Source organism: Vibrio sp. 10N.222.52.B12, from assembly GCF_002875385.1.
GTDB lineage: Bacteria > Pseudomonadota > Gammaproteobacteria > Enterobacterales > Vibrionaceae > Vibrio > Vibrio jasicida.
In genome coordinates this window covers 41,430-62,708 of the sequence record NZ_MDAW01000133.1, presented here as the reverse complement: position 1 = coordinate 62,708, position 21,279 = coordinate 41,430, and the positions used below count along the sequence as shown (strand labels likewise).

The following is a 21,279-nucleotide window of genomic DNA, read 5'->3' as shown; positions in this document are numbered from 1 at the left end:
CAATGCCAAAGTAAGAGACAAACCTAGAACGCGTAAGTCACGTTAAAGCGGAAGTCTCGCCCCGGGCTTGCATAGCCTTGGGCGACAGGACTGCCGATGTATTCCATGTACGACGCATGGTCAAAGTAGTATTTGTCGAATACGTTCTTAACAGACAGCGTTAGAGATAACTCTTCGTCAGCGAGTGGCATCCAATATGCGTAAACATCGTGTACGCCGTAGCCTGGCTTTTCTGGATGAACGGTTGGATCTGCCACGTCGGTTAGACGTTCAACAAATCGAGCGTTCCAGCCAAACTCCAGTGTTTCCATCGGCTGATAGATCAGATCAAGCACCCAAGTGTCACCGATAGATGTGCCTAGGGTAGAGTCATCATCCGAAAGTGGAGTGCCGTTGAGTTCTGGGCGTGATTGGTTGTAGCTCAAGCGAGCTGACACATCTGAAATTGCATAACCTAGGTAAGCGGTGATGCCTTGATTATCTAAATCGCCAACATTGGTGTACACGGCCCCTTGATTGGTGACGACATCTTTGATGGTACTGTCAAAGAAGGTTAAGCCAGCAAAGAATTCGTCATATTGGTAGTTTGCACCCAGCTCTAGGTTGCGCGCTTCCTCTGGCTTACGGTTTGGATCATTTTCGCGGTAGTCGATGACAAATAACTCTTTGATTTGTTGCCCACGAAACGCTTCCGCATAGCTCGCAAATAGGTTCAAACCCTCAAAGGCGTTGTAATTGATACCAACGTTAGGGCTAAAGCCACTTGAGTCAAAGTCTTGGTCCATGTTGTCGGTAAGTTCATACCAATCATAACGAGCACCTGTGGTGAGAATGAGAGCGTCTGTCAGCATCCAATCGTCTTGAACAAACAAACCGTAGACAGTGCCTCTCTCTTCATCATCCTTTTTGCCATCGTAATTGGTCTCAAATTCTGATTTGTCTTTCTTGTAATCTAGGCCGTAAACCAAAGTATGGTCGGTGAGTTTGCTAGTGTTGAAGATCTTCACGCCCGAAGTTTGAATTGAGCCATCGCTCGTTCCCCAACGTGGGTGATCTTTGTGGGCAAGACGACTGTCCGTGTAGTAGAAGGTCGTATCGAGATTGAATAGATCACTCGCGCTGTATTTGTGGTTTAAGGTGAATGTCGAGCGGTCCGTCTCTTGGTCTAAAGGTTCGTTTTTGAAACTTGGTTGGAAGTGCGGGCGATTCAAGCATCGTCCATCGTCATTACGATAGTCGTAGCTTACTGAGAGGTAGTGTTCGTCATTGAGTTGACCAGATAGCTTAAGGAGGGCAACTTGCTGTTCTAGCGCTGTATAAGGCTGCTCTTCACCTTTGCCATCTTGAATGTTGTCACCATCGATGTAACCGAATGATGCCAACAAACCAAGTTGATCTGCGACTTCACCATAAAGACTTGCCGATACTTTGTAGCCTTCATTGTTGGTGTAGTAGCCACCTTTCAACATTGCACCGTAGGTTTGGTCTGCAGCGAGTAGATCGTGTGCATCTTTTGTGGTGAATTTAATTGCGCCGCCAAGTGCACCAGGGCCGTCTGTCGCTCGTCCGGCGCCTGCACTCACATCGACTTGCTTAAGCAGCTCTGGATCGATCGATAATCGGCCTTGGTGGTGAAATAGGTTACCGGATTGTTCTGCACCATCGATAGAGACATTCAGCATCGTATCTTCTAGACCTCGGACGTAGATCTTTTGAGAAATACCTGATGAACCACCGACACTGACTTCGGCATCCTTTCTGAAAATGTCATTAAGATCTTGAGCTTGGGATTTTGCTAGTTGGTCAGAGTCTATCGAGATATCGACACCTTCAGGTGTGTGACCAGTCACCTCGATAACTTCCATATCATCCTTGGCGTAAGTCGCTTGTGACGCCACTAAAAGCGCGATGGTAAGTGGGCTTAGCTTAAATACGGTTGAAGCAGACACCGTAACCTCCATTGTTAATGAGAATTATTATCGAGTGAGATTTTGGTGATTCTTCCACGCTGAGTAAACGACTTTTACAACTGTTACAATCCTTGTTCCGCGTGAGGCTTAACGTCGTTTGGGCAAGGTAATATCCATCACTAAACCTCGCTCTGGCGCATTGTAGGCAACGATCTTGCCGCCAACGGCTTCAATATGCCTTTTCGCTAACGCCAGCCCAACACCAAAGCCCTTACGTGATGCGACTTGATTATTGGCCTTAAAGAAAGGTTTGAAAATTTGTTGATACAAACTTGGGTCGATACCAGGTCCAGAATCGGCAATGACGATTTGATAATGCTCGCTACTGTTTCGCGCCTCAATTTTTAGCGCTTCATTAGGTTGGGTATAACGTAAACCGTTGCGAATGACGTTTTCTAACGATTGGCTGAGTGCCATTTGGTTGGAGTCATTGATAGGTAATGATTCGTCTTGCTGCAGTAACACGTGCCTATCCGGGTATTCAAATCGTGCATCTTCAACGATGATTTCAACCAGTTCTGCTAAGTCAAATGCTTCCGTTCTGAGGTTCGGTTGTTCGTTTTCAATCCATGCAAGGGTGAGAGTGTCTTCTGCTGTACTGCGCATCTTATGAGTATCGCTCTTAATGCGTTGCAACATTTGCTCGCGCTCAATGTTTTTATCGACGCAGTCTATGGCCATTTCTATACGAGCGAGTGGGGTACGTATCTCGTGTGACATGTCGGCGATTAAGTTTCTGTTGTGTTGAATCACATCTGAGGTTCGTTCCGCCATTTTGTCGAAAGTCCGCGCGACTTGGCTTATTTCATCGTTGCCTAACTTCATGGTTTGCTCAATGCGCGCCGAATAATCCCCTTGGCTGAAAGCTTGGCTTGCTCGGTGGAACTGCTGTAATGGACGCATGACGTAACGGTACAAATACACCGTAAGTGCCAGCAAAGAGAGAAATGGAATTACAAAACGGAACAACCAAAACGCATGGGACATGTAAGTACCAGGGCGCATTCGGTCGGGCAGTAGAATCAGAAAATGATACCCAAAAGGAGAAAGCGGCACTTCCATGATTGGATTATCTGGAAAATCGAGGTGGATTTTCCACTCAACACTTCGACCAATGCCGTAGCCTTCCCAAAAGCGCTCATTGAGCGGATTGCCGCCTTTTACGTCTAGATGTGATTGCAGAACCGTTGCCCAAGTAGACTCATTCGCAGCGAGTTCTTCTAACCAAGTGTCCAAACCTTGCCAATCTTGCTGGTCGATATATGTTTGTGCTGTAGAGCCCCAATCGAGGATCTGCTGACGATGGGACTTCTTAAGGTAGCTCATCTTTTCATTAGAAAGAATGGCAGCGCTATGAATCAAAGAAAAGAAGATCACCACACCGAGAGATAAGACGACAAACAGTCGCCAGAACAACATTTTCTTCATTTGAAAATATACCCTTTGCCATGCACGGTCTGGATACGGTCGTTCGACATACCTTCTGCAATAAGACGTTTGCGCATACGGCTTAAGTGCATGTCTAGGGCTCGGTCATATTGGCTAAATTGACGCTCTAGTACGGTCTGATAAAGAAAGGGTTTACTCAGCACTTCTTCGCGGTGCTCGATTAACGTCCACAGCAGTTTAAATTGAATAGGTGTCAGTTGAATGGGGTCCATCTCAGGACGATGATGGATCGTTACAGTGTGAGTTTGCTTATCGAGAAGTAACTCTCTTTCACTGAGTTGCGTTGCGGAATTGGGCTGCTTGATGAGTTGTGTGCGACGTAAAATTGCTTCTATACGTAAACTCACTTCGGTGAAGTTACAGGGTTTGGTGATGTAATCATCCGCTCCGCATTTAAGACCTTGAATTCGATATTCTTCTGCGCCAAATGCAGTCAGCATAACTACGGGTGTTTGTGACTGAGAACGAATGACATTAAGCACTTCGAAGCCATCGAGGTTAGGGAGGTTGACATCGAGTATGACCAAATCAAAGTCTTGCTGCTGAAAAGCCTTAACGGCTTCATCCCCGCAAAACATCGAGATGACTTGATAGCGTTGCTCTTTAAGTAGTCGGGTGAGTTGAAGGTTGAGATCTGGGTCATCTTCGACCAATAAGATTGAAGGAGCAGGAACGGATGAACTCGATGACCAGTTTGGCTTTGGCTGAACGGGGACTGACGTTGGGCTAAACATGTTGATATATCACTTATTATCGAGAATGCGAACTATTATCAATAATGACTTGGTTAAAATCAACGTGATGAATGAGAAAGCTATCAGTTATTTATAAAGAGCCTTCAAAGTGCGACATGTCTAGAAGTTTTACTTAAGTGGGGAAGGTCGAGACAAAAAGAAAGCCCACCTGAATCGGTGGGCTTTTTCGGTAGTTGCAAAAGAAACTAGTTCATTTTTTTAACTTCTTGCTGAAGTTGCTCTAGCTGCTTCATCTTGCCTTGCAGGCCAAGAGATTGGTAGCTAATCGACGCTGGGTTCATCATCTGACCTTGCTGCATTGGGTAATCTGGCAGCGTCTTGAAGAATTCACCAAGAACGTCTTGGATAGGTACGAACAACCACATGTTGTCAGCCATCCAGCGCAGGTACATACCTGATTCGTGCGGTGCTTTCTCGAATGGGTCAGCACGTAGGTGGATGATTTGTGGCCAGTTTGGAGAGAAGCGAATCGCGTTAGAGATATCACCTTCAAGAACCGCGAAGTTCAGTTTCCAGTCGTTCCAACGAACTGCGTTTAGCTCACCATTAGCAGTGAAGTAAAGCAGTGACTCACGAGGGCCTTTCTCTTCTTTACCTTGGAAGTAAGGCATGAAGTTGTAACCATCGATGTGTACGCGCCAGTCTTTACCGTTCGCTTTGTAGCCTTTCGCTAGCTTCTCTTTCACGTCAGGAACGCCAGCTGCAGCCATTAGTGTTGGTAGCCAGTCTTGGTGCGCCATCATTTCGTTGATCTTAGTTCCTGGTTCAATCACGCCAGGCCAACGAACAAGCTGAGGTACACGCATACCGCCTTCCCAAGTGGTACCTTTCTCACCGTGGAATGGTGTTGCACCGCCATCAGGCCATGTTACTGTTTCTGCACCGTTATCAGTTGAGTAGATAACGATGGTGTTATCAGCAACACCTAGCTCATCAAGTTTGTCTAGTAGAACACCTACTTGGTCATCGTGCTCAAGCATACCGTCAGCGTAGATACTTACGCCTGATTTACCTTGGTATTTCTCTTGTAGACGAGTCCAAACGTGCATACGAGTGGTGTTGTGCCAAATGAAGAATGGCTTGTCTGCTTTCACGGCTTTTTCCATGAATGCCAGTGACGTTTCTAGGAATTCTTCATCCGCGTGCTCCATACGCTTACGCGTCATTGGGCCTGTATCTTCAATCTTACCGTCAGCAAAAGACTTGATTACACCACGAGGGCCGTAGTTTTTACGGAACTCAGGATCTTTCGGGTAGTAGTAAGTTTCTGGTTCTTCTTCAGCATTGAGGTGATAAAGGTTACCGAAGAACTCGTCGAAACCGTGGTTAGTTGGCAAGTGTTGGTCTTGGTCACCTAAGTGGTTCTTACCAAACTGAGCCGTCATGTAGCCTTGACCTTTTAGTAGGTCTGCAATGGTCGGTGCCCAATCAGGGATACCGTGAGTAGAGCCTGGCATACCGATTGTAAGCAAGCCAGTACGGAACGGTTCTTGGCCTGTGATAAATGCTGCACGGCCTGCAGTACAAGATTGCTGACCGTAGTGATCAGTAAATAGTGCACCCTCGTTTGCAATACGGTCGATATTCGGGGTTTCGTAACCCATCATACCTTGGTTGTATGCACTGATGTTCCAGTAACCAACATCATCACCAAAGATCGCTAGGATGTTTGGTTTGTCTGCTGCCACTGCTGCGCTTGAGGTTGCCAGTACGCCGAGACCGACAGCCAGCTTGCTCATTTGGTTAGCCATAAAAACTCCAAATTGGTTGTAAGTTGGAAAAGAAGCTTAGGTACCGCCCATGCTTCGTTGGCTATTAAGTTAATGATGCAATTGAAGAATGTCGCTTTATAGTGTTTATAACCATAAGTTATGTAGAGAAATAACTTGTTGTTTTATCAATTGATTGCTTCGACCTTAGGATTTGTGGGGAAAACTGAAGCGAGACTCAGGTCACGTTAATCCGCTTTCTAAATGGGGATATAAGACCTTAGTTTTAACCAAAGTATAATTATGCTATTTGATTCGCATTAGTCTGTTTTGTGAGCTATACGTTTGTGTGCAGGATGCACTTTTCTATTACATACAGAGGTTTATATGACAGCGAATTATGGCGTGAAACGCCGATTAGCGATTCTTGCCGCTGCTTTTATCGGCGCGACAAGTAGCAGTATCGCAGCAGAGAAACCGAATATTCTGGTCATTTGGGGCGATGATATCGGTCAATCTAATATCAGTGCTTACACATTTGGCTTAATGGGATACAAAACACCGAACATCGATAGCATTGCGAAAGAAGGCATGATGTTCACCGACTACTATGGCGAGCAATCTTGTACTGCAGGCCGTTCTACCTTCATTACCGGACAAACGGTATTGAGAACGGGCTTGAGTAAGGTTGGCCTTCCGGGGGCAGATTTGGGTCTTCAGGCAGAAGATGCAACGATTGCAGAAATGCTTAAACCACTGGGCTATATGACAGGTCAGTTTGGTAAAAACCACCTTGGCGATAAAGACGAACACCTTCCAACCAATCACGGCTTCGACGAATTTTTTGGCAACCTTTACCATTTGAACGCCGAGGAAGAACCTGAGAATGTGGACTACCCGAAAGATCCAGAATTCCGTAAGAAATTCGGTCCTCGTGGGGTTATTAAGTCCTTTGCTGACGGCAAAATCGAAGATACCGGCCCTCTAACGCGTAAGCGTATGGAAACGGTGGATGGAGAAACGTTAGATGCGGCGCTTGATTTTATGGATCGAGCAGTGAAGGCTGACAAGCCTTTCTTTGTCTGGTGGAACGCAACACGCATGCACTTCCGCACACACGTGAAAGAAGAAAACTTGGGCAAAACTGGCATCAGTTTTTATGCCGACGGTATGGTAGAACACGATAACCAAGTAGGCGAGCTGCTGAAAAAAGTGGATGACTTGGGCATCAAAGACAACACCATCGTATTTTACTCAACCGATAACGGCCCGCACATGAACTCTTGGCCAGATGCGGGTACAACCCCATTCCGTGGTGAGAAGAACACCAACTGGGAAGGTGCGTTCCGTGTTCCTGCAATGGTACGTTGGCCGGGTAAGATTGAAGCGGGCAGCGTTTCTAACGAAATTATGCACCACATGGACTGGATGCCAACCTTGGTGGCGGCGGCTGGTGATGACCAAATCAAAGAGAAGCTGCTGAAAGGCTACACGGCGGGTGATAAGACATTTAAGAATCATCTCGATGGTTACAACTTCTTGCCTTACCTAACTGGTAAAGAAGAGAAAGGCCCACGTGAAGAGATCTTCTACTTCACTGATGATGGTGATTTGAGTTCACTTCGCTTCCGCAACTGGAAGATCGTATTCCTAGAGCAGCGCGCAAAAGGCACACTACGTATCTGGGCTGAACCGTTTACGCCATTACGTGTGCCTAAGATCTTCAACCTACGCATGGACCCATACGAAGTGGCGGACATTACGTCTAACACTTATTACGACTGGCTGATTGACCACGCATACATGCTGGTTCCAGCACAGGCTTATGTAGGTAAATTCTTGGCAACGTTCGAAGAATTTCCACCGCGACAAAAAGCAGCAAGCTTCTCACTTGATCAAGTGATGGAGAAGTTGCAGGAAAGTCACAACAAATAAATTGATTGCAACCAAATGTGGGGCTCTTCGGAGCCTCTTTTTTTTTGCACTGTGTTTAATTTTTTCTTAAAACGCATGTAATTGCTTGTCTAAAAAGGAAAAACACTTCTATCTTTGATTAGAGAATAAAAAGAATCACACACAAGGACAGTTATGACTCAGTGGGCAAGTTGGAAGCAGGCTTTGATCGGCCTAGCAGCGCTCGTCAGTTTTTCTCTGTTTGCACAGGAAACAGTATCTAAACGGTCAGCTTCTGCACAAGAAACCGTGTCGGTCGCACCACAATCAATCAATTCTTCAACGCAAACTTACGTAGGCAGCGAAGCGTGTATTGATTGCCACAAGAAAGAAACCGAAGCGTGGCAAGGTTCTCATCACGATATGGCGATGCGTCATGCCGATGCGGAATCCGTTCTCGGTGATTTTGATGACCACACATTCACTTTTGAAGGTAAGCCAAATCGCTTCTATCGAAAAGGGAGTGAATATTGGGTCAATATCCAAGGGCCTGATGGTGAGTGGCATGATTACAAAATCAGCTACACCTTTGCGTGGGAACCGCTTCAACAATACATGGTGGAATTTGAAGACGGGCGTGTGCAGTTAATTCCTTTCGCTTGGGATTCGAGAGCCAAGCAAGAAGGCGGACAGCGCTGGTTCCATCTTTATCCCGACACCACCCCCAAAGATGAGTTTTACTGGACGAACACGGGTCAGAATTGGAACTTCATGTGTGCTGATTGCCATTCAACCAATCTAGAAAAAAACTACGATGCAACTGCCAATACGTATTCAACAACATGGTCAGAAATCAATGTCGGTTGCGAAGCATGTCATGGCCCAGCCAGTGAACACGTAGAACTTGCCAAACAAGCGGAAAAATCTGGGAATACCATCACCTCAGCGAACCATTATGGCTTTGATCGAGATTTAGGTATGGCAGTAAAAGAGTGGGTCTACGAAGAAGGGCACAGCACGCTCCAACCAAAAGAAATCGCGATGACTCATCAAGTTCAAACCTGTGCGCAGTGCCATAGCCGTCGTACACAGTTAAATGAAAGTGCGGACCATGTTAAAGGCTCCTTCTTGGATAAATATCGTCTAAGCCTAATTACACCGGAGCTCTATTATCACGATGGTCAGATTTACGATGAAGATTACGTTTATGGCTCATTTTTGCAGTCTGCCATGGCAGAGAAAGGGGTAACTTGTACCAACTGCCATGATCCTCATACTGCCGAGTTAAAAATTCCTGAAGAAGCCGTTTGCGCACAATGCCATATTGCGTCTGACTACATGCCGGAGAATCACACCTTCCATGAGGCAAATACCGAAGCATCCAAATGCACCACTTGCCACATGTCTGAAACGACTTACATGCAAGTCGACCCGCGTCGTGACCACAGTTGGCATGTGCCACGTCCAGATCTGAGCCAGCACATCAATACGCCAAACGTCTGTACATCATGCCATGAAAACGAAACCAATCAGTGGGCGGATCAGAAAATAGGTGAGTGGTTCCCGAATTCGAAATACCGCAATCAACAACACTTTGCCGTGGCATTCTACGCCGATTCTATTGGTCATCGTGGTGCGCCTGATGCGTTAGCGTATTCTGCTCAAGACTCATCGTTGAGTGACATTATTCGTGCATCAACTTTGGAGAGAATGGGCGGCAATAGTGGGCAAAACACCTTAGTGTCATTGGCAAGAGCGGTGAAGCATGAAAGCGACATGATTCGTCTTGGGGCTGTTGCTGGGTCTTCTGGTTATGAGTTCAGTGACCGGTGGCAAATCCTCGAACCATTACTGAGCGATCCAGTCTTATCAGTACGTGCAGAAGCCGCAGGTGCACTGGTTCGCCATTATCCGGAAATGAATCCTCTGCAGCGTGACAAGATCAAACAGCCATTGGAAGACTACATATCCATCCAACGCTTTAATGCTGACCGAGGCTTTGGACGAACGAACCTAGCGAATGTCTATCGAGACCTTGGCGAAACAGACAAAGCCATTGCGTCTTACCAAAAGGCGATTGAAATAGAACCTTACTTCGAGAACAGCTATGCAAACTTAGCCGATTTGTATCGTGCACAGGGCAATGACAAAAAAGCATTAGAAACCTTGATGGCCGGGATTGAAGCTCAGCCGAAATCGAGTGCTTTGCCTTACAGCGCGGGTTTAGCATGGTTGCGAGTGGGTGACAGTGTGAAAGCAAACCAATACTTAAAACAAGCGGCGGAAACCGCAGAGCGAAACCCCCAGTATTGGTATGTTTATGGGCTCGCTCTGGAGAACTCAGACGTGCTTGCGGCCAGTAAAGCGTTGAACACCGCTTACAAAGTGGGAGGCAACCCACAGCACTTGTTTGCGGAATGTGAGGTGCTGGCTAGAAACTACAAAGATGGCTCTGTTGAATTTGCTTTTGAGCAGTGTTTGAAGCAACTAGGAGAGTTTGCGCCAGCTGATGTGATTCAGCGTTTAAGAGCCTCTATAAATCAATAGGAGCGGCATGGGCAAACTCAAGTTGTTGCTTGACCTGTTCCCTTAAGCGCTGATGAGCGGGATTGTGCTCATCACGCTTATGATAGACGAATTTATAGGGGATACGGTCGATTTCAATCGGGCATTCAAGGATCTGTAACTTGAGTGCCTTACTCCATTTCATCGCAAACGATCGAGAAACAACGCCTAGACAATCTCGTTGTGCAACATACATTGCCATCCCCGCCAAAGATGACGTTACGATCTCTACATTTCGCTCCTGAATCGGCTCTTTTGCCAGTTGTTCGAAGCCAGAAGTGTTGTTCCACTTGCCTGAAAATATACAGTGAGTTTCACGATAAAAATCTTCTCGGCTCAGTGTCCCTTGGATTCTTGGATGACTTTGACGACAGATGATCATTGCGGGTTCATCGTAGGCGTTTTCTATCACGAAAGAGGAGTCTTTGGTGATAATGGTATCAATCACTAAATCCATTTTTTGCTGTCGAATTTGTTCAAACAACAAGTACTTTTCCGGTGGAGACTCGTGGAAAACAACGTTTTCAATCGGATTTAAACTGTGGAGTAAGGTTTCTGAGCAGCAGGCTTGAAAAGTGGTTCTTTCTGAAATGGCGTTGTCTACGATGCTCACTGCCTGACGAAACTGCGGCATGAGTTGATACGCGGTTGAAGTGGGTGCGATCCCTCGTCCTTGTTTGACGAAAAGCTGTTTTCCTACCACTTGTTCAAGCCGCTTAATCGAAGCGCTCACCGCAGGTTGCGTAAGGCCTAAATGGTCGGCCGCTTTGGTGTAGGACTGATACTCAGCGACCACCAAAAAAGTTTGAATCAAGTTTAAGTCCATCTTGTTACCCATAAACTAAATTTATATATCAACGTATCTGAACTCTATTTATCCGTCAAATAACAAGTTTTATCTTAATCAAATCTTGGTATCTGATTTCTACCAAGATTCGCAGCAACGGATTTATGGAGCCCTTTTATGGCAAACCACGATAAAAAACGCGTCAAGAAGCTGGTATTAAACGCTTGTACGCTTGCGATCGGAGCGGCATCAGCGACCGCTTACTCGGCAGAACAGCCTAACATTCTCGTTATCTTTGGTGACGATGTCGGTTACTGGAACTTGAGTGCTTACAACGGTGGCATGCTGGCTTACAGCACACCAAATATTGATAGCATTGCAAGAGACGGTGCTAAGTTTACCAACTTCTACGCTCAGCAAAGCTCAACGGCAGGTCGCTCTGCGTTCATCACGGGACAAATGCCAAAACGTACCGGCTTGTCTAAGGTTGGTTTGCCAGGAGCGAAAGAAGGGATTTCTGAGAAAGATCCAACTATTGCGACACTGCTACGTGACCTTGGTTACGCAACGGGTCAATTTGGTAAAAACCACCTTGGTGACCGCGATGAACACTTGCCGACCAACCACGGTTTCGACGAGTTCTTTGGTAACCTTTACCACTTAAATGCGGAAGAAGAACCGGAGAACGTAGACTACCCACAAGATCCTGAATTCAAGAAGAAGTTTGGACCTCGTGGTGTGATCCACTCTTATGCGGATGGCAAGATTGAAGACACGGGTCCATTGACGCGCAAACGCATGGAAACGGTTGATGACGAGTTCCTAGATGAAGCTGAGAAGTTTATCGAGAAACAAGTCAAAGCCGACAAGCCATTCTTTACGTGGTTTAACACCACGCGCATGCATAACTTCACGCACGTTCCAGACGACTACAAAGGTAAAACAGGCGCAGGTTTTTACGCCGATGGTGTGAAGCAACACGATGATCAAATTGGTCACTTGCTCAATAAGATTAAAGAGCTTGGCGTTGATGACAACACCATCATTGTTTACACCACAGATAATGGCCCAATGATCAACTTGTGGCCAGACGCGGGTATGACGCCATTCCGTAGTGAGAAAAACACCGGTTGGGAAGGTGGCTTCCGTGTTCCTGCAGTGATTAAGTGGCCGGGCCATATCCAAGCGGGCACGACGTTTAACGGCATTGTGTCTCTGGAAGACTTCTTACCAACATTGGTCGCTGCGGCGGGCAACAGCAACGTCAAAGAAGAGCTGTTGAAAGGTAAGAAAGTGGGCGATATGAACTACAACGTTCACTTAGACGGCTACAACCAACTGCCTTACCTAACGGGTAAAACGGACAAGTCTGCTCGTAACGAATTTGTTTACTGGAGTGATGACGGCGATTTATTGGCTTTACGTTACGGCAAATACAAATATCACTTCTTGATTCAAGAAAACGAAACCGGTTTGGATATCTGGAAGAAACCATTTACTAAACTCCGTGTACCACAAATCTATGATTTGAGTATCGACCCATTTGAGCGTGGCGATACTGGTATGGGTTACGACCGTTGGATGTACGAACGTTCATTCTTGATGATGCCTGCAGTTGAAAAAGTAAAAGAGGTCATGGAAACCTTCAACGAATACCCGCCGCGTATGGCTCCGGGCTCGTTTGTTCCGAAATAACGTTTTGTCCATAGGTCTATAGACCCTAGTTATTGTCCTTAAATACAGCGCCCAACTTGGGCGCTGACTTTCTTCTGCTTTCGAGATCGTTCTTTATGAAAAAACAAACTCACATTCATACTACTCAAATGGCATTAACTCCCCTAAAAACGGCGTTTGTATCTAATAGTGATAAAGTCGAACGACGTTTTCACGTGATGGCGAAACCGGGCGGGGCAAAATGCAATATCGATTGTCAGTACTGTTTTTATCTGCACAAAGATGAATTACTCAATCAAGGCACTCAACCAAAAATGGACGATGCAACACTTGAGGCATTCATAAAGAGCTATATTGAAAGCCAAGATGGTGAGGAGGTTGTGTTTTCTTGGCAGGGTGGTGAACCAACACTGTTGGGGTTGGATTACTTCAAGAAGGTTGTCGAACTGCAAAACAAATACGCTAAACAAGGTGTTCGCATCGAAAACGACCTTCAAACCAATGGCCTATTGTTAAACGAGGCTTGGTGTCAGTTTCTGCATGACCACGGGTTTCTAGTTGGTTTATCGATAGATGGTCCTGAATTTATCCACGATAAATACCGCAAAACCCGAAGTGGAAAACCGACCTTTCAACGCGTCATGCAAGCCGTTGATCTGATGAAGCGTTATAATGTGTCATTCAATGCGTTGGTGACAGTAAACCGCTTTAACGCCAAATATCCGCTCGAAGTGTATCGCTTCCTCACTCAAGAACTCGGCGTCACTTATATCCAATTCACACCTTGTGTTGAACCTCGGTCTTTCACTCAAACCGCTCCCCATTTCTGGAAAGAAAACATGTCTCCAAAACTTGGCAGCGAATTAGCAAAGCCGGGACATTTGATGTCAGTGGTTACGGACTGGTCGGTCGATGCAGAAGAGTGGGGCGAGTTTCTGATTGCTGTATTTGAAGAATGGGTGAACAACGATCTTGGCAGAGTCTTGGTCAACCTTTTCGAAACCGCTGTCGCGCAAGTCATGGGGATGCCTTCGCAGTTGTGTGTTAGCGCAGAGTTCTGCGGCAAAGGCCTAGCGATTGAACACAATGGGGATGTGTTTAGCTGTGATCACTACGTTTATCCGGAATACCAACTGGCTAACATTCATGACCGATCTCTGAATGAAATTGCAATCTCAACTCGTCAATACAGCTTTGGCATGGCGAAAAAGTCTTCTTTGCCGCAATACTGCCTTGATTGCCCGTATTTGAAGTATTGCTGGGGAGAATGCCCAAAAAATCGGTTACTTACCGCGCCGAATGGTGAGGCTGGTCTAAACTACTTGTGTCCGGGAATAAAAATGTTCTTTGACCATTCGCTGCCAATTCTGGTTGGCATATCAAGGTTAATAAAGTCTTACAACTCAGGTGAATATAGCGAATATAACCTTTAGTTATTACTTTCAGTCTTATACTCAACTTCTAACGCTCAGGCTCCCGTAAACTCAATAGGTAGACTATGAACCACGCACAACAAGCCATTAATGAATTAATCGAACAAACTGAAAAAAGCGTCATTGGACAAAGCCATGTGGTTCAGGCTTTGGTGATAGGGTTATTGACCAATGGTCACGTACTTTTAGAGGGCTTACCGGGAACGGCAAAAACGCGCTCGGTGAAGTCGCTTGCGAACCTACTTAACACCAGCTTTGGTCGTATTCAGTTTACACCCGACTTATTACCTTCAGACGTAACAGGTACCGAAGTGTACCAAGAGTTGGATGGTAAGCCTCAACTCCACTTCCAACCGGGACCAATTTTCAACAGCATTGTGTTAGCGGATGAGGTGAACCGTGCGCCAGCAAAAGTACAAGCCGCACTGCTAGAAGCAATGGCAGAAGGTACGATTACAGTGGGTGATAAGACACACGTCTTGCCTGAGTTGTTCATGGTGCTTGCAACGCAAAACCCTGTGGAGCAAGAGGGGACGTATCCATTGCCAGAAGCGCAGATGGACCGTTTTATCATGAAAGTGACTGTTGATTACCCAGAAGATGAAGCCGAGCGCGATATCATTCGTCTGGTACGCAGTGAAGAGTTGGGTTCAGAAACCAGTAATGAGCTAGTGACGCCAAAACACATCGAGCCTGAATTAGTGATTGAAGCGCGTCGCCAACTTCCTTCTATAGCCGTGTCTGAATTAGTCGAAAGCTACATCGTAGCGTTGGTAATGGCGACACGTAAACCAGAGCGTTACGCCGATTCCCAGCTACAAAAATGGATCGAAATCGGCTCAAGTCCTCGCGCCTCAATTGCCTTAGACAAATGTGCGCGCGCTTATGCGTGGCTACAAGGGCGTGACAATGTAACGCCTGATGATGTACGTGCAATGGTGCCTTCGGTACTGGGACATCGCTTCTCACTTTCTTACGATGCACTTGCCGATGGTGTCGATCACCAGCGAGTGGTGCAAGAGTTGCTTGATTGTGTAGAAATCGGATAAGCAGGAGGGACTATGGCAAAGCCAACGCTTGTTCCTCAATCCCAAGGGCTCGATCCTCGCTTGTATTGCGATTACTCACGCTTAGTACGTTTACAAGCGCAAGCCGAATCCTTCAGCCTGCTGCCTCACTTGAAAGCGGGCAGTGTGCTTTCTGGTCGTCATAATTCCTTATTCCGCGGACGTGGTTTGAACTTTGAAGAACTGCGTCACTACCAGCTAGGGGACGACATCCGAAACCTAGATTGGAAAGTCACTATGCGCACGGGCAAGCCTCATGTGCGCAGTTACACCGAAGAAAAAGACCGCAATGTGATTGTTTGTGTTGATCAGCGCAGTGCGATGTTTTTTGCCTCTACCGAGGTCATGAAATCTGTAGTCGCTGCTGAAGTCGCGGCTATGTGTGGTTGGCGAGTATTGAAAGACGGTGACCGAGTCGGATTTGTTATCGCCTCTGACTCTGCTCTATACCACAGCAAAGCCCAGCGTTCGCAAAACGATTTGCTCGCTCAACTGAAGCGACTCTCTCAGGCCAACCAGCGCTTAAATGTGGACTCGTTGGATTCAGACAAAGTGACGTTCAGTAAATGGATTGAGCTCATTAAACGGATGAAGCTAAAACAATCCACGCTGATTTTCATCAGTGATTGGCGCGATTGCGAAGAGCACCACCTTGATCACCTTAAGCAGCTTCAACAGCATAATGACGTGTTAGCGGTGATGGTAAGCGATCCTCTAGAGCAGTCGCTTCCTCAAAATTTGGCGAAAGTGAAATGGGTGATTGGTGATGGTCGTTACCAGCTCAACTTAGACAGCAAAGCCAAAGTCGATGCCGCCAGTGCCAGTTTGGTTGAGAAAGCGCAGTTAAAACGTCAATCACTGGCGCAACTCATGGCAATCAAAAAGCTGCCTCATATCGAAATCGATACAACAGGTGACCACATTACTCAATTCCAAAAACTCGTTGGAGGCCGATAAATGACAGACTTACACACGCCTCCAAGCACGTATATTCTGCGTGAGCTGCATGACGTCGCGGTGCCAGAAAGCGTCAGCTGGGTGCCACAAACCATTGGTTGGAAGATCCTTGCAATTGTCGGTGCGATTGTACTCATGTATGTCGGCTACCGACTGGCACACCACTGGTGGGATAACCGTTACCGTAAAGAAGCTATTGAAGCGATTTCTCGTTTAACACCAGATGACGCCAGCATGCCGAAAGCGCTGTTCTCGATTCTGAAAATCGTCTTAATCCATCTTGATAGCTCTCATGCTCGCTTGTTTGATACCGCGTTCCTGCGCAAGTTAGATGAGCTTAACCCCAAGCACAAATTGTTTGATGATGAAGTATCTAAGCGATGGCTGCAAAGTATCGTTGACCCAAGTGTTGAACTGGAAAAAACAGAGCGTTTACAACTTTTTGAACGTGCAACTGAGTGGGTGAAAGAGCACGATGAGAACGCTCACAACATTGAAAAGCGCACGCTTGCCTACAAAGCGCGTGCATTAAAAGGAGGTCGCCATGGGTGATCTTCTTGCTTCATGGCTTGGCATGAGCAGTTTTGAGTTTGAGCATCCGCTTTGGTTCATCATCTTGCCGCTGCCTTTGGTAGTGTATTTCCTCGTCCCAGCTTACCGCACCAAACAAATGGCCATCAAAGTGCCGTTCTTTAGTCAGCTTGTGGATGCGATTGGTGAAACGCCGTCAGAAGGCGTAAGCCAACTCACTCCGAGCTGGTGGCAGCGCGCAACGCTCATCATCTCTTGGCTTTTGGTCGTGACCGCAATGGCAAAGCCGACAGTACTTGGCGAGCCACAGGTGCGTGAAAGCTTAGGCCGCGATGTTATGGTCGTCGTCGATTTGTCTGGCTCAATGGCAGAGCAAGACTTCACATCCAAAACCGGTGAAAAGATCTCTCGTCTCGATGCAGCCAAAGAAGTATTGAGTGACTTTGCCAAAACGCGCAAAGGCGACCGCTTAGGGTTAATCTTGTTTGGCGATGCGGCATTTGTTCAAACCCCTTTCACGCCCGATCAAAAAGTGTGGTTAGAGTTGCTTAACCAAACGGATGTGGCGATGGCTGGGCAAAGTACTCACTTAGGTGATGCAATTGGCTTGGCGATTAAGGTGTTTGAGCAAAGTGAAAAGTCGCGTACCGACGTAGAAGAGAACAAAGAGAAAGTCGCCATTGTTCTGACAGATGGTAATGATACCGGAAGCTTCGTTGAGCCGATTGATGCGGCGAAAGTCGCGAAAGCCAAAGATGTACGTATCCACGTGATTGCAATGGGTGATCCACAAACCGTGGGTGAAACTGCACTAGATATGAATACGATCAAACGTATTGCCAAAGAATCCGGTGGTGAGGCGTTTGAAGCGCTCAACCGTGACGAACTTGCTAAAGCCTATGATGAGATTGGTAAGTTAGAGCCCCAGCTTTATGAAAGTACCACTTACCGTCCCAAGCAAAGCTTGCATCATTACTTAATGGCTTTGGTGGTTGCGATGTATTTAACCGCGTTCTCGTTGGCGACATTTAAGCGTCGTCGACTATCAGTGAGCAGTGAAGGTTCTGCACAAGCAGACAACGTAGTAGGAGAGCGCCATGTTTGATTCTCCTTTCTCTAGCATGGGGCTAGAACAGTTTGTCACACAGTTCCATTTCATTCGTCCAATGTGGCTAATGGCGTTCATCCCAATGTTTCTTTTGCTTTGGTTAAGATGGCGAGAAGAAGCCAAACCAAGCTGGAAAGACATTCTTCCTGAGCATTTACGTAAAGCCTTAACGATTGGCGACTATGGTTGGCGAAAACAACTGCCACTTAAGCTGCTTATGGTGATAGTAGCGATTGCCATCATCATCTGTGCTGGACCTTCTTGGGAGCGCCAAGCTTCACCGTTTGGCGAAGACAAAGCTTCGATGCTGGTGGTATTAGACAACAACGATTCAATGTTGCAAAAAGACCTTCCGCCAAGCCGTTTGGAACGCTCAAAGCAAAAGATCCGTGACCTATTGGCAGCAAGAAAAGGTGGCAGCACTGGGTTGGTTGTGTATGCGGGTTCTGCTCATGTCGCGATGCCTGTGACGCAAGACAGCAAAGTATTCGAACCGTTTCTAGCGGCGATAACACCAGAAATCATGCCAGTTGAAGGTAAACTTGCTGAGACGGCGTTGCCTTTGATTGACCAACAATTACAAGGCCAACCGGGTTCTACGGTTCTGTTGGTTACGGATGGTGTCAACCCGGCAACCATTACCGCTTACAAAAACTACTTTGCCGACAAGCCTTATCAATTGCTTATCTTGGCAGCGGGTAACTCGGACATTGTTTCTAACAACCCGGTCGACTTGGACTCGTTAAATAATCTTGCCGGCGCGACTGGTGGACGCCTTGTTGAAGTGACGGTAGACAACAGCGATATAGACAAGCTGAACCGTTTTGTTGAGCGAAACATGCAACTCAATGGCGAATCATCCATGCCTTGGAAAGATATGGGTTATCAACTGCTGTTCCCTATTGCTCTCATTATGATGCTTTGGTTCCGCAAAGGCTGGTTAGTGCAATGGTGTGTGGTGGCGATGGTATCAACGTCTTTGTTTATGACGCCAAAAGCCATGGCGGAAACGGTCTCGCTCAAAGCGGACAAACCTGAAGTGGTGCAAGAGGTAACCGTTTGGGATAAAGCGTCTCAATGGTGGTGGGATTTATGGCTCACGCCAAATCAACAAGGACAGTGTTTGTTCAACAAAAACGAATACCTTGAGGCAGCAAAGCACTTTACGGATCCGTTGCGTAAAGGGACAGCTTATTACTACGCAGGCGAATACAAACTGGCTCATACCGCTTTCTTGGAGATGCAAAACGACCCATCAGATGCGGTAAAAGACTATGGCTTATACAACGCTGCGAGTGCGTTGGCGCGTCAACGTGAGTATTTGGCCGCGCGTAATTTGTTGCAAACACTGGCAGACAAAGACACCTTGAGTGAGCAATTACGACCAGACGTCGAGCACAACCTAAAAGTCATTGGTGGCATTGTCGAAGAGATTAACCGTACCAGTGAAAGCCAAGCGGGGACAACAGACGGACCTGAAGAGTCGTTTGAACTGGGTGACAACCCGCAAACGGCAGATGGGGCAGACGAAAAAACCGCGGCTGAATTAATGCTGAAAGAGAAACTCAATGCGAACGAAATCCTTGGCAGCCAAGAACTGGCGGATAAGTGGTTAAAACGCGTAGAGGCCGATCCTAAGTACTTCTTGCGCGCTAAATTCCAAATTCAACTGCGTGAACCCTTGAAAACGGAGCCGAAGCCAGAACCGCAACAAGAAGAGGAGCAAGCACAATGATGAATGAATTCAAACTTGGTGCTGATTCCGTGGTTGGGCGTCTAAGCACTATCTTGATGATGTTTACCTTGTTTTTTACTGGCTTGGCGAACGCACAAGATATCCAAGACTTGCAGCGCAGCAATGATGTCGAGTTATTAGCGTGGGTTGGCAAGCAGGGGGCAGGAGCAGATACGAAAGAAGCGCCTAAGTTCAGTGTGAATGAGCAGGTGATCTTGTATATCGAAGTTGCAACGCCTCGTTGGTTCACTGGTGGTACACGCATTGGCAGCGTAGAAATCCCTAACGTGATTGCAAAGCAGCGTAACCAATTAGCAACCAACTATACCGAGCGTAAAGGGGGACAAACGTGGTCTCGTCAGCGTTGGGAAATAACCTTGTATCCGCAAGCCTCTGGGCAGTTTGTGATTCCACCTGTCGCCGTTGGTGTGCAAGTCTCTGCGCCTGATGGCTCGAAAGTGGCTGGTACGCTTTATACGCAGCCAATTAAGTTCGAAGCGTCTATGCCTTCTGGGTTGCTCAGTGATGAATCTGCATGGTTTACCGCGACTAAGGTGAGTGTGGATCAGAAATGGGCAACGTCTAACGATGAGCTGAAAGTCGGTGATGCAATCACTCGCACCATAACGATCAATGCACAAGACAGTTTGTCAGTATTGCTTCCAGACTTGTTATCCAATGATTCTACTGCCAGTTATCAAGCATACCCTCAACCAAACCGCTTAGACGATAAGCAAACGCGTGGCGATTACCAATCGAGTCGTATCGAAGAAAGCGTGTATGTGATTCAACAAGGCGGTGAGTTCATCTTGCCTGAACACAAGTTCCAATGGTGGAATAGCAAGAGTAAACAGCTGGAAACGGTGGTGATTGAGGGTAAGACCTTCAAAGCCAAGCATACATTTAAATCCTTTGTTAGAGCTTATTCTGGCTGGTTGATTGGCTGCGCAGTGACGCTATTTGTTCTCGTTATCGCCGCCTTGAGCATTCACCGTTATTATCGTTCTCGTCCTACGCCGCCATGGTTAGTGTTCAGACGAATGGTGAAAGCGAATCGATGGGGCGCTGCTCGAGCAAGCTTGTATAAGCAGCTGAGAAGCAACACGGGTGGTCTTGAAATGAGTAAAGCCAATGACTCTGACGTTTGGCAGAAGCGTTCACAGCGCCTACATGAGGGGCAAGAGGACGCAAGCTTGATGAATGCGCTTTGGAAAGGGATACAAGCACTGAAGCCAAAACGCCAGAAGTGGGCAATACCCAAAGCCTTGCCTCAACTCGATAAGCAGGCAAGTAATAAGAAATAAAACGAAAAAGGACGCTGAATCAGCGTCCTTTTTTTGTTCTTTTTAATCGCAATAAGTACATGAAATGTCTATTTTAACGTGCTACAAATGACGCAAAGAAATAATATATTTCACAGATATTTAATTCTTATCTTTTAAGTTTCTATTTAAAAGCTATTTCATTGCAATATTAAACAGGTTTATTAGTAGGCTATATATTAATGTCGGTATATTTTAAAATTATATAACCTATAAATCACTTTAACTCCTTTCGTGATGGAGTGTCACTTCCATGTGACAAGCTTTTCGTCTTAACCCTGATAAAGACGGCTTAATCAATGTATATTTCATTTTTGGAATGTT

The 21,279-nt window shown here is 46.5% G+C and carries 15 protein-coding genes; 10 read left to right on the top strand and 5 right to left on the bottom strand.

Annotated elements, in window-relative coordinates; genetic code table 11:
- Positions 1–23 precede the first annotated feature (23 nt).
- From BCT11_RS18170 to BCT11_RS18155, 4 genes are all read right to left on the bottom strand, one after another.
- Entirely contained in the window at positions 24–1,949 is a 1,926-nt protein-coding gene (locus BCT11_RS18170; RefSeq protein ID WP_102388913.1) for a TonB-dependent receptor, read from the bottom strand.
- 108 nt (positions 1,950–2,057) lie between these two features.
- Complete coding sequence (locus tag BCT11_RS18165; RefSeq protein ID WP_102388912.1) at positions 2,058–3,398, bottom strand: sensor histidine kinase; 1,341 nt, start codon at positions 3,396–3,398, stop codon at positions 2,058–2,060.
- On the bottom strand, positions 3,395–4,153 hold the full coding sequence (locus BCT11_RS18160) for a response regulator transcription factor (protein WP_102388911.1): 759 nt from the start codon (positions 4,151–4,153) through the stop codon (positions 3,395–3,397). Before BCT11_RS18160 ends, BCT11_RS18165 begins: the two co-directional genes overlap by 4 nt.
- Positions 4,154–4,359: 206 nt before the next feature.
- Positions 4,360–5,925, bottom strand: coding sequence for an arylsulfatase (locus BCT11_RS18155; protein WP_005437756.1), 1,566 nt, complete (start codon positions 5,923–5,925; stop codon positions 4,360–4,362).
- A gap of 345 nt (positions 5,926–6,270) precedes the next feature.
- Between BCT11_RS18155 and BCT11_RS18150 the strand changes: the two genes are divergently transcribed.
- A complete protein-coding gene (locus BCT11_RS18150) occupies positions 6,271–7,818 on the top strand; it encodes an arylsulfatase (protein ID WP_042603309.1) in 1,548 nt (515 codons plus the stop codon).
- 153 nt (positions 7,819–7,971) lie between these two features.
- On the top strand, positions 7,972–10,323 hold the full coding sequence (locus BCT11_RS18145; protein WP_102388910.1) for a multiheme c-type cytochrome: 2,352 nt from the start codon (positions 7,972–7,974) through the stop codon (positions 10,321–10,323).
- Here the strand turns inward: BCT11_RS18145 and BCT11_RS18140 are convergent.
- On the bottom strand, positions 10,310–11,179 hold the full coding sequence (locus BCT11_RS18140) for a LysR family transcriptional regulator (RefSeq protein ID WP_102388909.1): 870 nt from the start codon (positions 11,177–11,179) through the stop codon (positions 10,310–10,312). The genes BCT11_RS18145 and BCT11_RS18140 overlap by 14 nt on opposite strands.
- A gap of 126 nt (positions 11,180–11,305) precedes the next feature.
- Here BCT11_RS18140 and BCT11_RS18135 point away from each other — a divergent pair, with 126 nt between their 5' ends.
- From BCT11_RS18135 to BCT11_RS18100, 8 genes are all read left to right on the top strand, one after another.
- Positions 11,306–12,823 (top strand): arylsulfatase, encoded by a 1,518-nt coding sequence (locus BCT11_RS18135; protein ID WP_102388908.1) that lies wholly within the window; start codon positions 11,306–11,308, stop codon positions 12,821–12,823.
- Between the two features lie 95 nt (positions 12,824–12,918).
- Positions 12,919–14,235 (top strand): anaerobic sulfatase maturase, encoded by a 1,317-nt coding sequence (locus BCT11_RS18130; protein ID WP_102388907.1) that lies wholly within the window; start codon positions 12,919–12,921, stop codon positions 14,233–14,235.
- 65 nt (positions 14,236–14,300) lie between these two features.
- Positions 14,301–15,284, top strand: coding sequence for a MoxR family ATPase (locus BCT11_RS18125; RefSeq protein ID WP_102388906.1), 984 nt, complete (start codon positions 14,301–14,303; stop codon positions 15,282–15,284).
- Positions 15,285–15,296: 12 nt separating this feature from the next.
- Positions 15,297–16,259: a DUF58 domain-containing protein gene (locus tag BCT11_RS18120; protein WP_102388905.1), complete on the top strand. Its 963-nt coding sequence runs from the start codon at positions 15,297–15,299 to the stop codon at positions 16,257–16,259.
- Complete coding sequence (locus BCT11_RS18115) at positions 16,260–16,811, top strand: DUF4381 domain-containing protein (RefSeq protein WP_039976351.1); 552 nt, start codon at positions 16,260–16,262, stop codon at positions 16,809–16,811.
- Complete coding sequence (locus tag BCT11_RS18110) at positions 16,804–17,895, top strand: VWA domain-containing protein (protein WP_102388904.1); 1,092 nt, start codon at positions 16,804–16,806, stop codon at positions 17,893–17,895. Before BCT11_RS18115 ends, BCT11_RS18110 begins: the two co-directional genes overlap by 8 nt.
- Positions 17,888–19,633, top strand: a complete 1,746-nt coding sequence (locus BCT11_RS18105) for a VWA domain-containing protein (RefSeq protein ID WP_102388903.1) — start codon at positions 17,888–17,890, stop codon at positions 19,631–19,633. The genes BCT11_RS18110 and BCT11_RS18105 overlap by 8 nt, the downstream gene beginning before the upstream one ends.
- Positions 19,630–20,937 (top strand): BatD family protein, encoded by a 1,308-nt coding sequence (locus BCT11_RS18100; protein WP_102388902.1) that lies wholly within the window; start codon positions 19,630–19,632, stop codon positions 20,935–20,937. The genes BCT11_RS18105 and BCT11_RS18100 overlap by 4 nt, the downstream gene beginning before the upstream one ends.
- Positions 20,938–21,279 lie beyond the last annotated feature (342 nt).

Excerpts from the sequence above, each read along its gene's own strand:
- BCT11_RS18165 (WP_102388912.1), bottom strand. The coding sequence starts at position 3,398 with ATGAAGAAAATGTTGTTCTGGCGACTGTTTGTCGTCTTATCTCTCGGT.
- BCT11_RS18160 (WP_102388911.1), bottom strand. The coding sequence starts at position 4,153 with ATGTTTAGCCCAACGTCAGTCCCCGTTCAGCCAAAGCCAAACTGGTCA.
- BCT11_RS18155 (WP_005437756.1), bottom strand. The coding sequence starts at position 5,925 with ATGGCTAACCAAATGAGCAAGCTGGCTGTCGGTCTCGGCGTACTGGCA.
- BCT11_RS18150 (WP_042603309.1), top strand. The coding sequence starts at position 6,271 with ATGACAGCGAATTATGGCGTGAAACGCCGATTAGCGATTCTTGCCGCT.
- BCT11_RS18145 (WP_102388910.1), top strand. The coding sequence starts at position 7,972 with ATGACTCAGTGGGCAAGTTGGAAGCAGGCTTTGATCGGCCTAGCAGCG.
- BCT11_RS18140 (WP_102388909.1), bottom strand. The coding sequence starts at position 11,179 with ATGGGTAACAAGATGGACTTAAACTTGATTCAAACTTTTTTGGTGGTC.
- BCT11_RS18135 (WP_102388908.1), top strand. The coding sequence starts at position 11,306 with ATGGCAAACCACGATAAAAAACGCGTCAAGAAGCTGGTATTAAACGCT.
- BCT11_RS18130 (WP_102388907.1), top strand. The coding sequence starts at position 12,919 with ATGAAAAAACAAACTCACATTCATACTACTCAAATGGCATTAACTCCC.
- BCT11_RS18125 (WP_102388906.1), top strand. The coding sequence starts at position 14,301 with ATGAACCACGCACAACAAGCCATTAATGAATTAATCGAACAAACTGAA.
- BCT11_RS18120 (WP_102388905.1), top strand. The coding sequence starts at position 15,297 with ATGGCAAAGCCAACGCTTGTTCCTCAATCCCAAGGGCTCGATCCTCGC.
- BCT11_RS18115 (WP_039976351.1), top strand. The coding sequence starts at position 16,260 with ATGACAGACTTACACACGCCTCCAAGCACGTATATTCTGCGTGAGCTG.
- BCT11_RS18110 (WP_102388904.1), top strand. The coding sequence starts at position 16,804 with ATGGGTGATCTTCTTGCTTCATGGCTTGGCATGAGCAGTTTTGAGTTT.
- BCT11_RS18105 (WP_102388903.1), top strand. The coding sequence starts at position 17,888 with ATGTTTGATTCTCCTTTCTCTAGCATGGGGCTAGAACAGTTTGTCACA.
- BCT11_RS18100 (WP_102388902.1), top strand. The coding sequence starts at position 19,630 with ATGATGAATGAATTCAAACTTGGTGCTGATTCCGTGGTTGGGCGTCTA.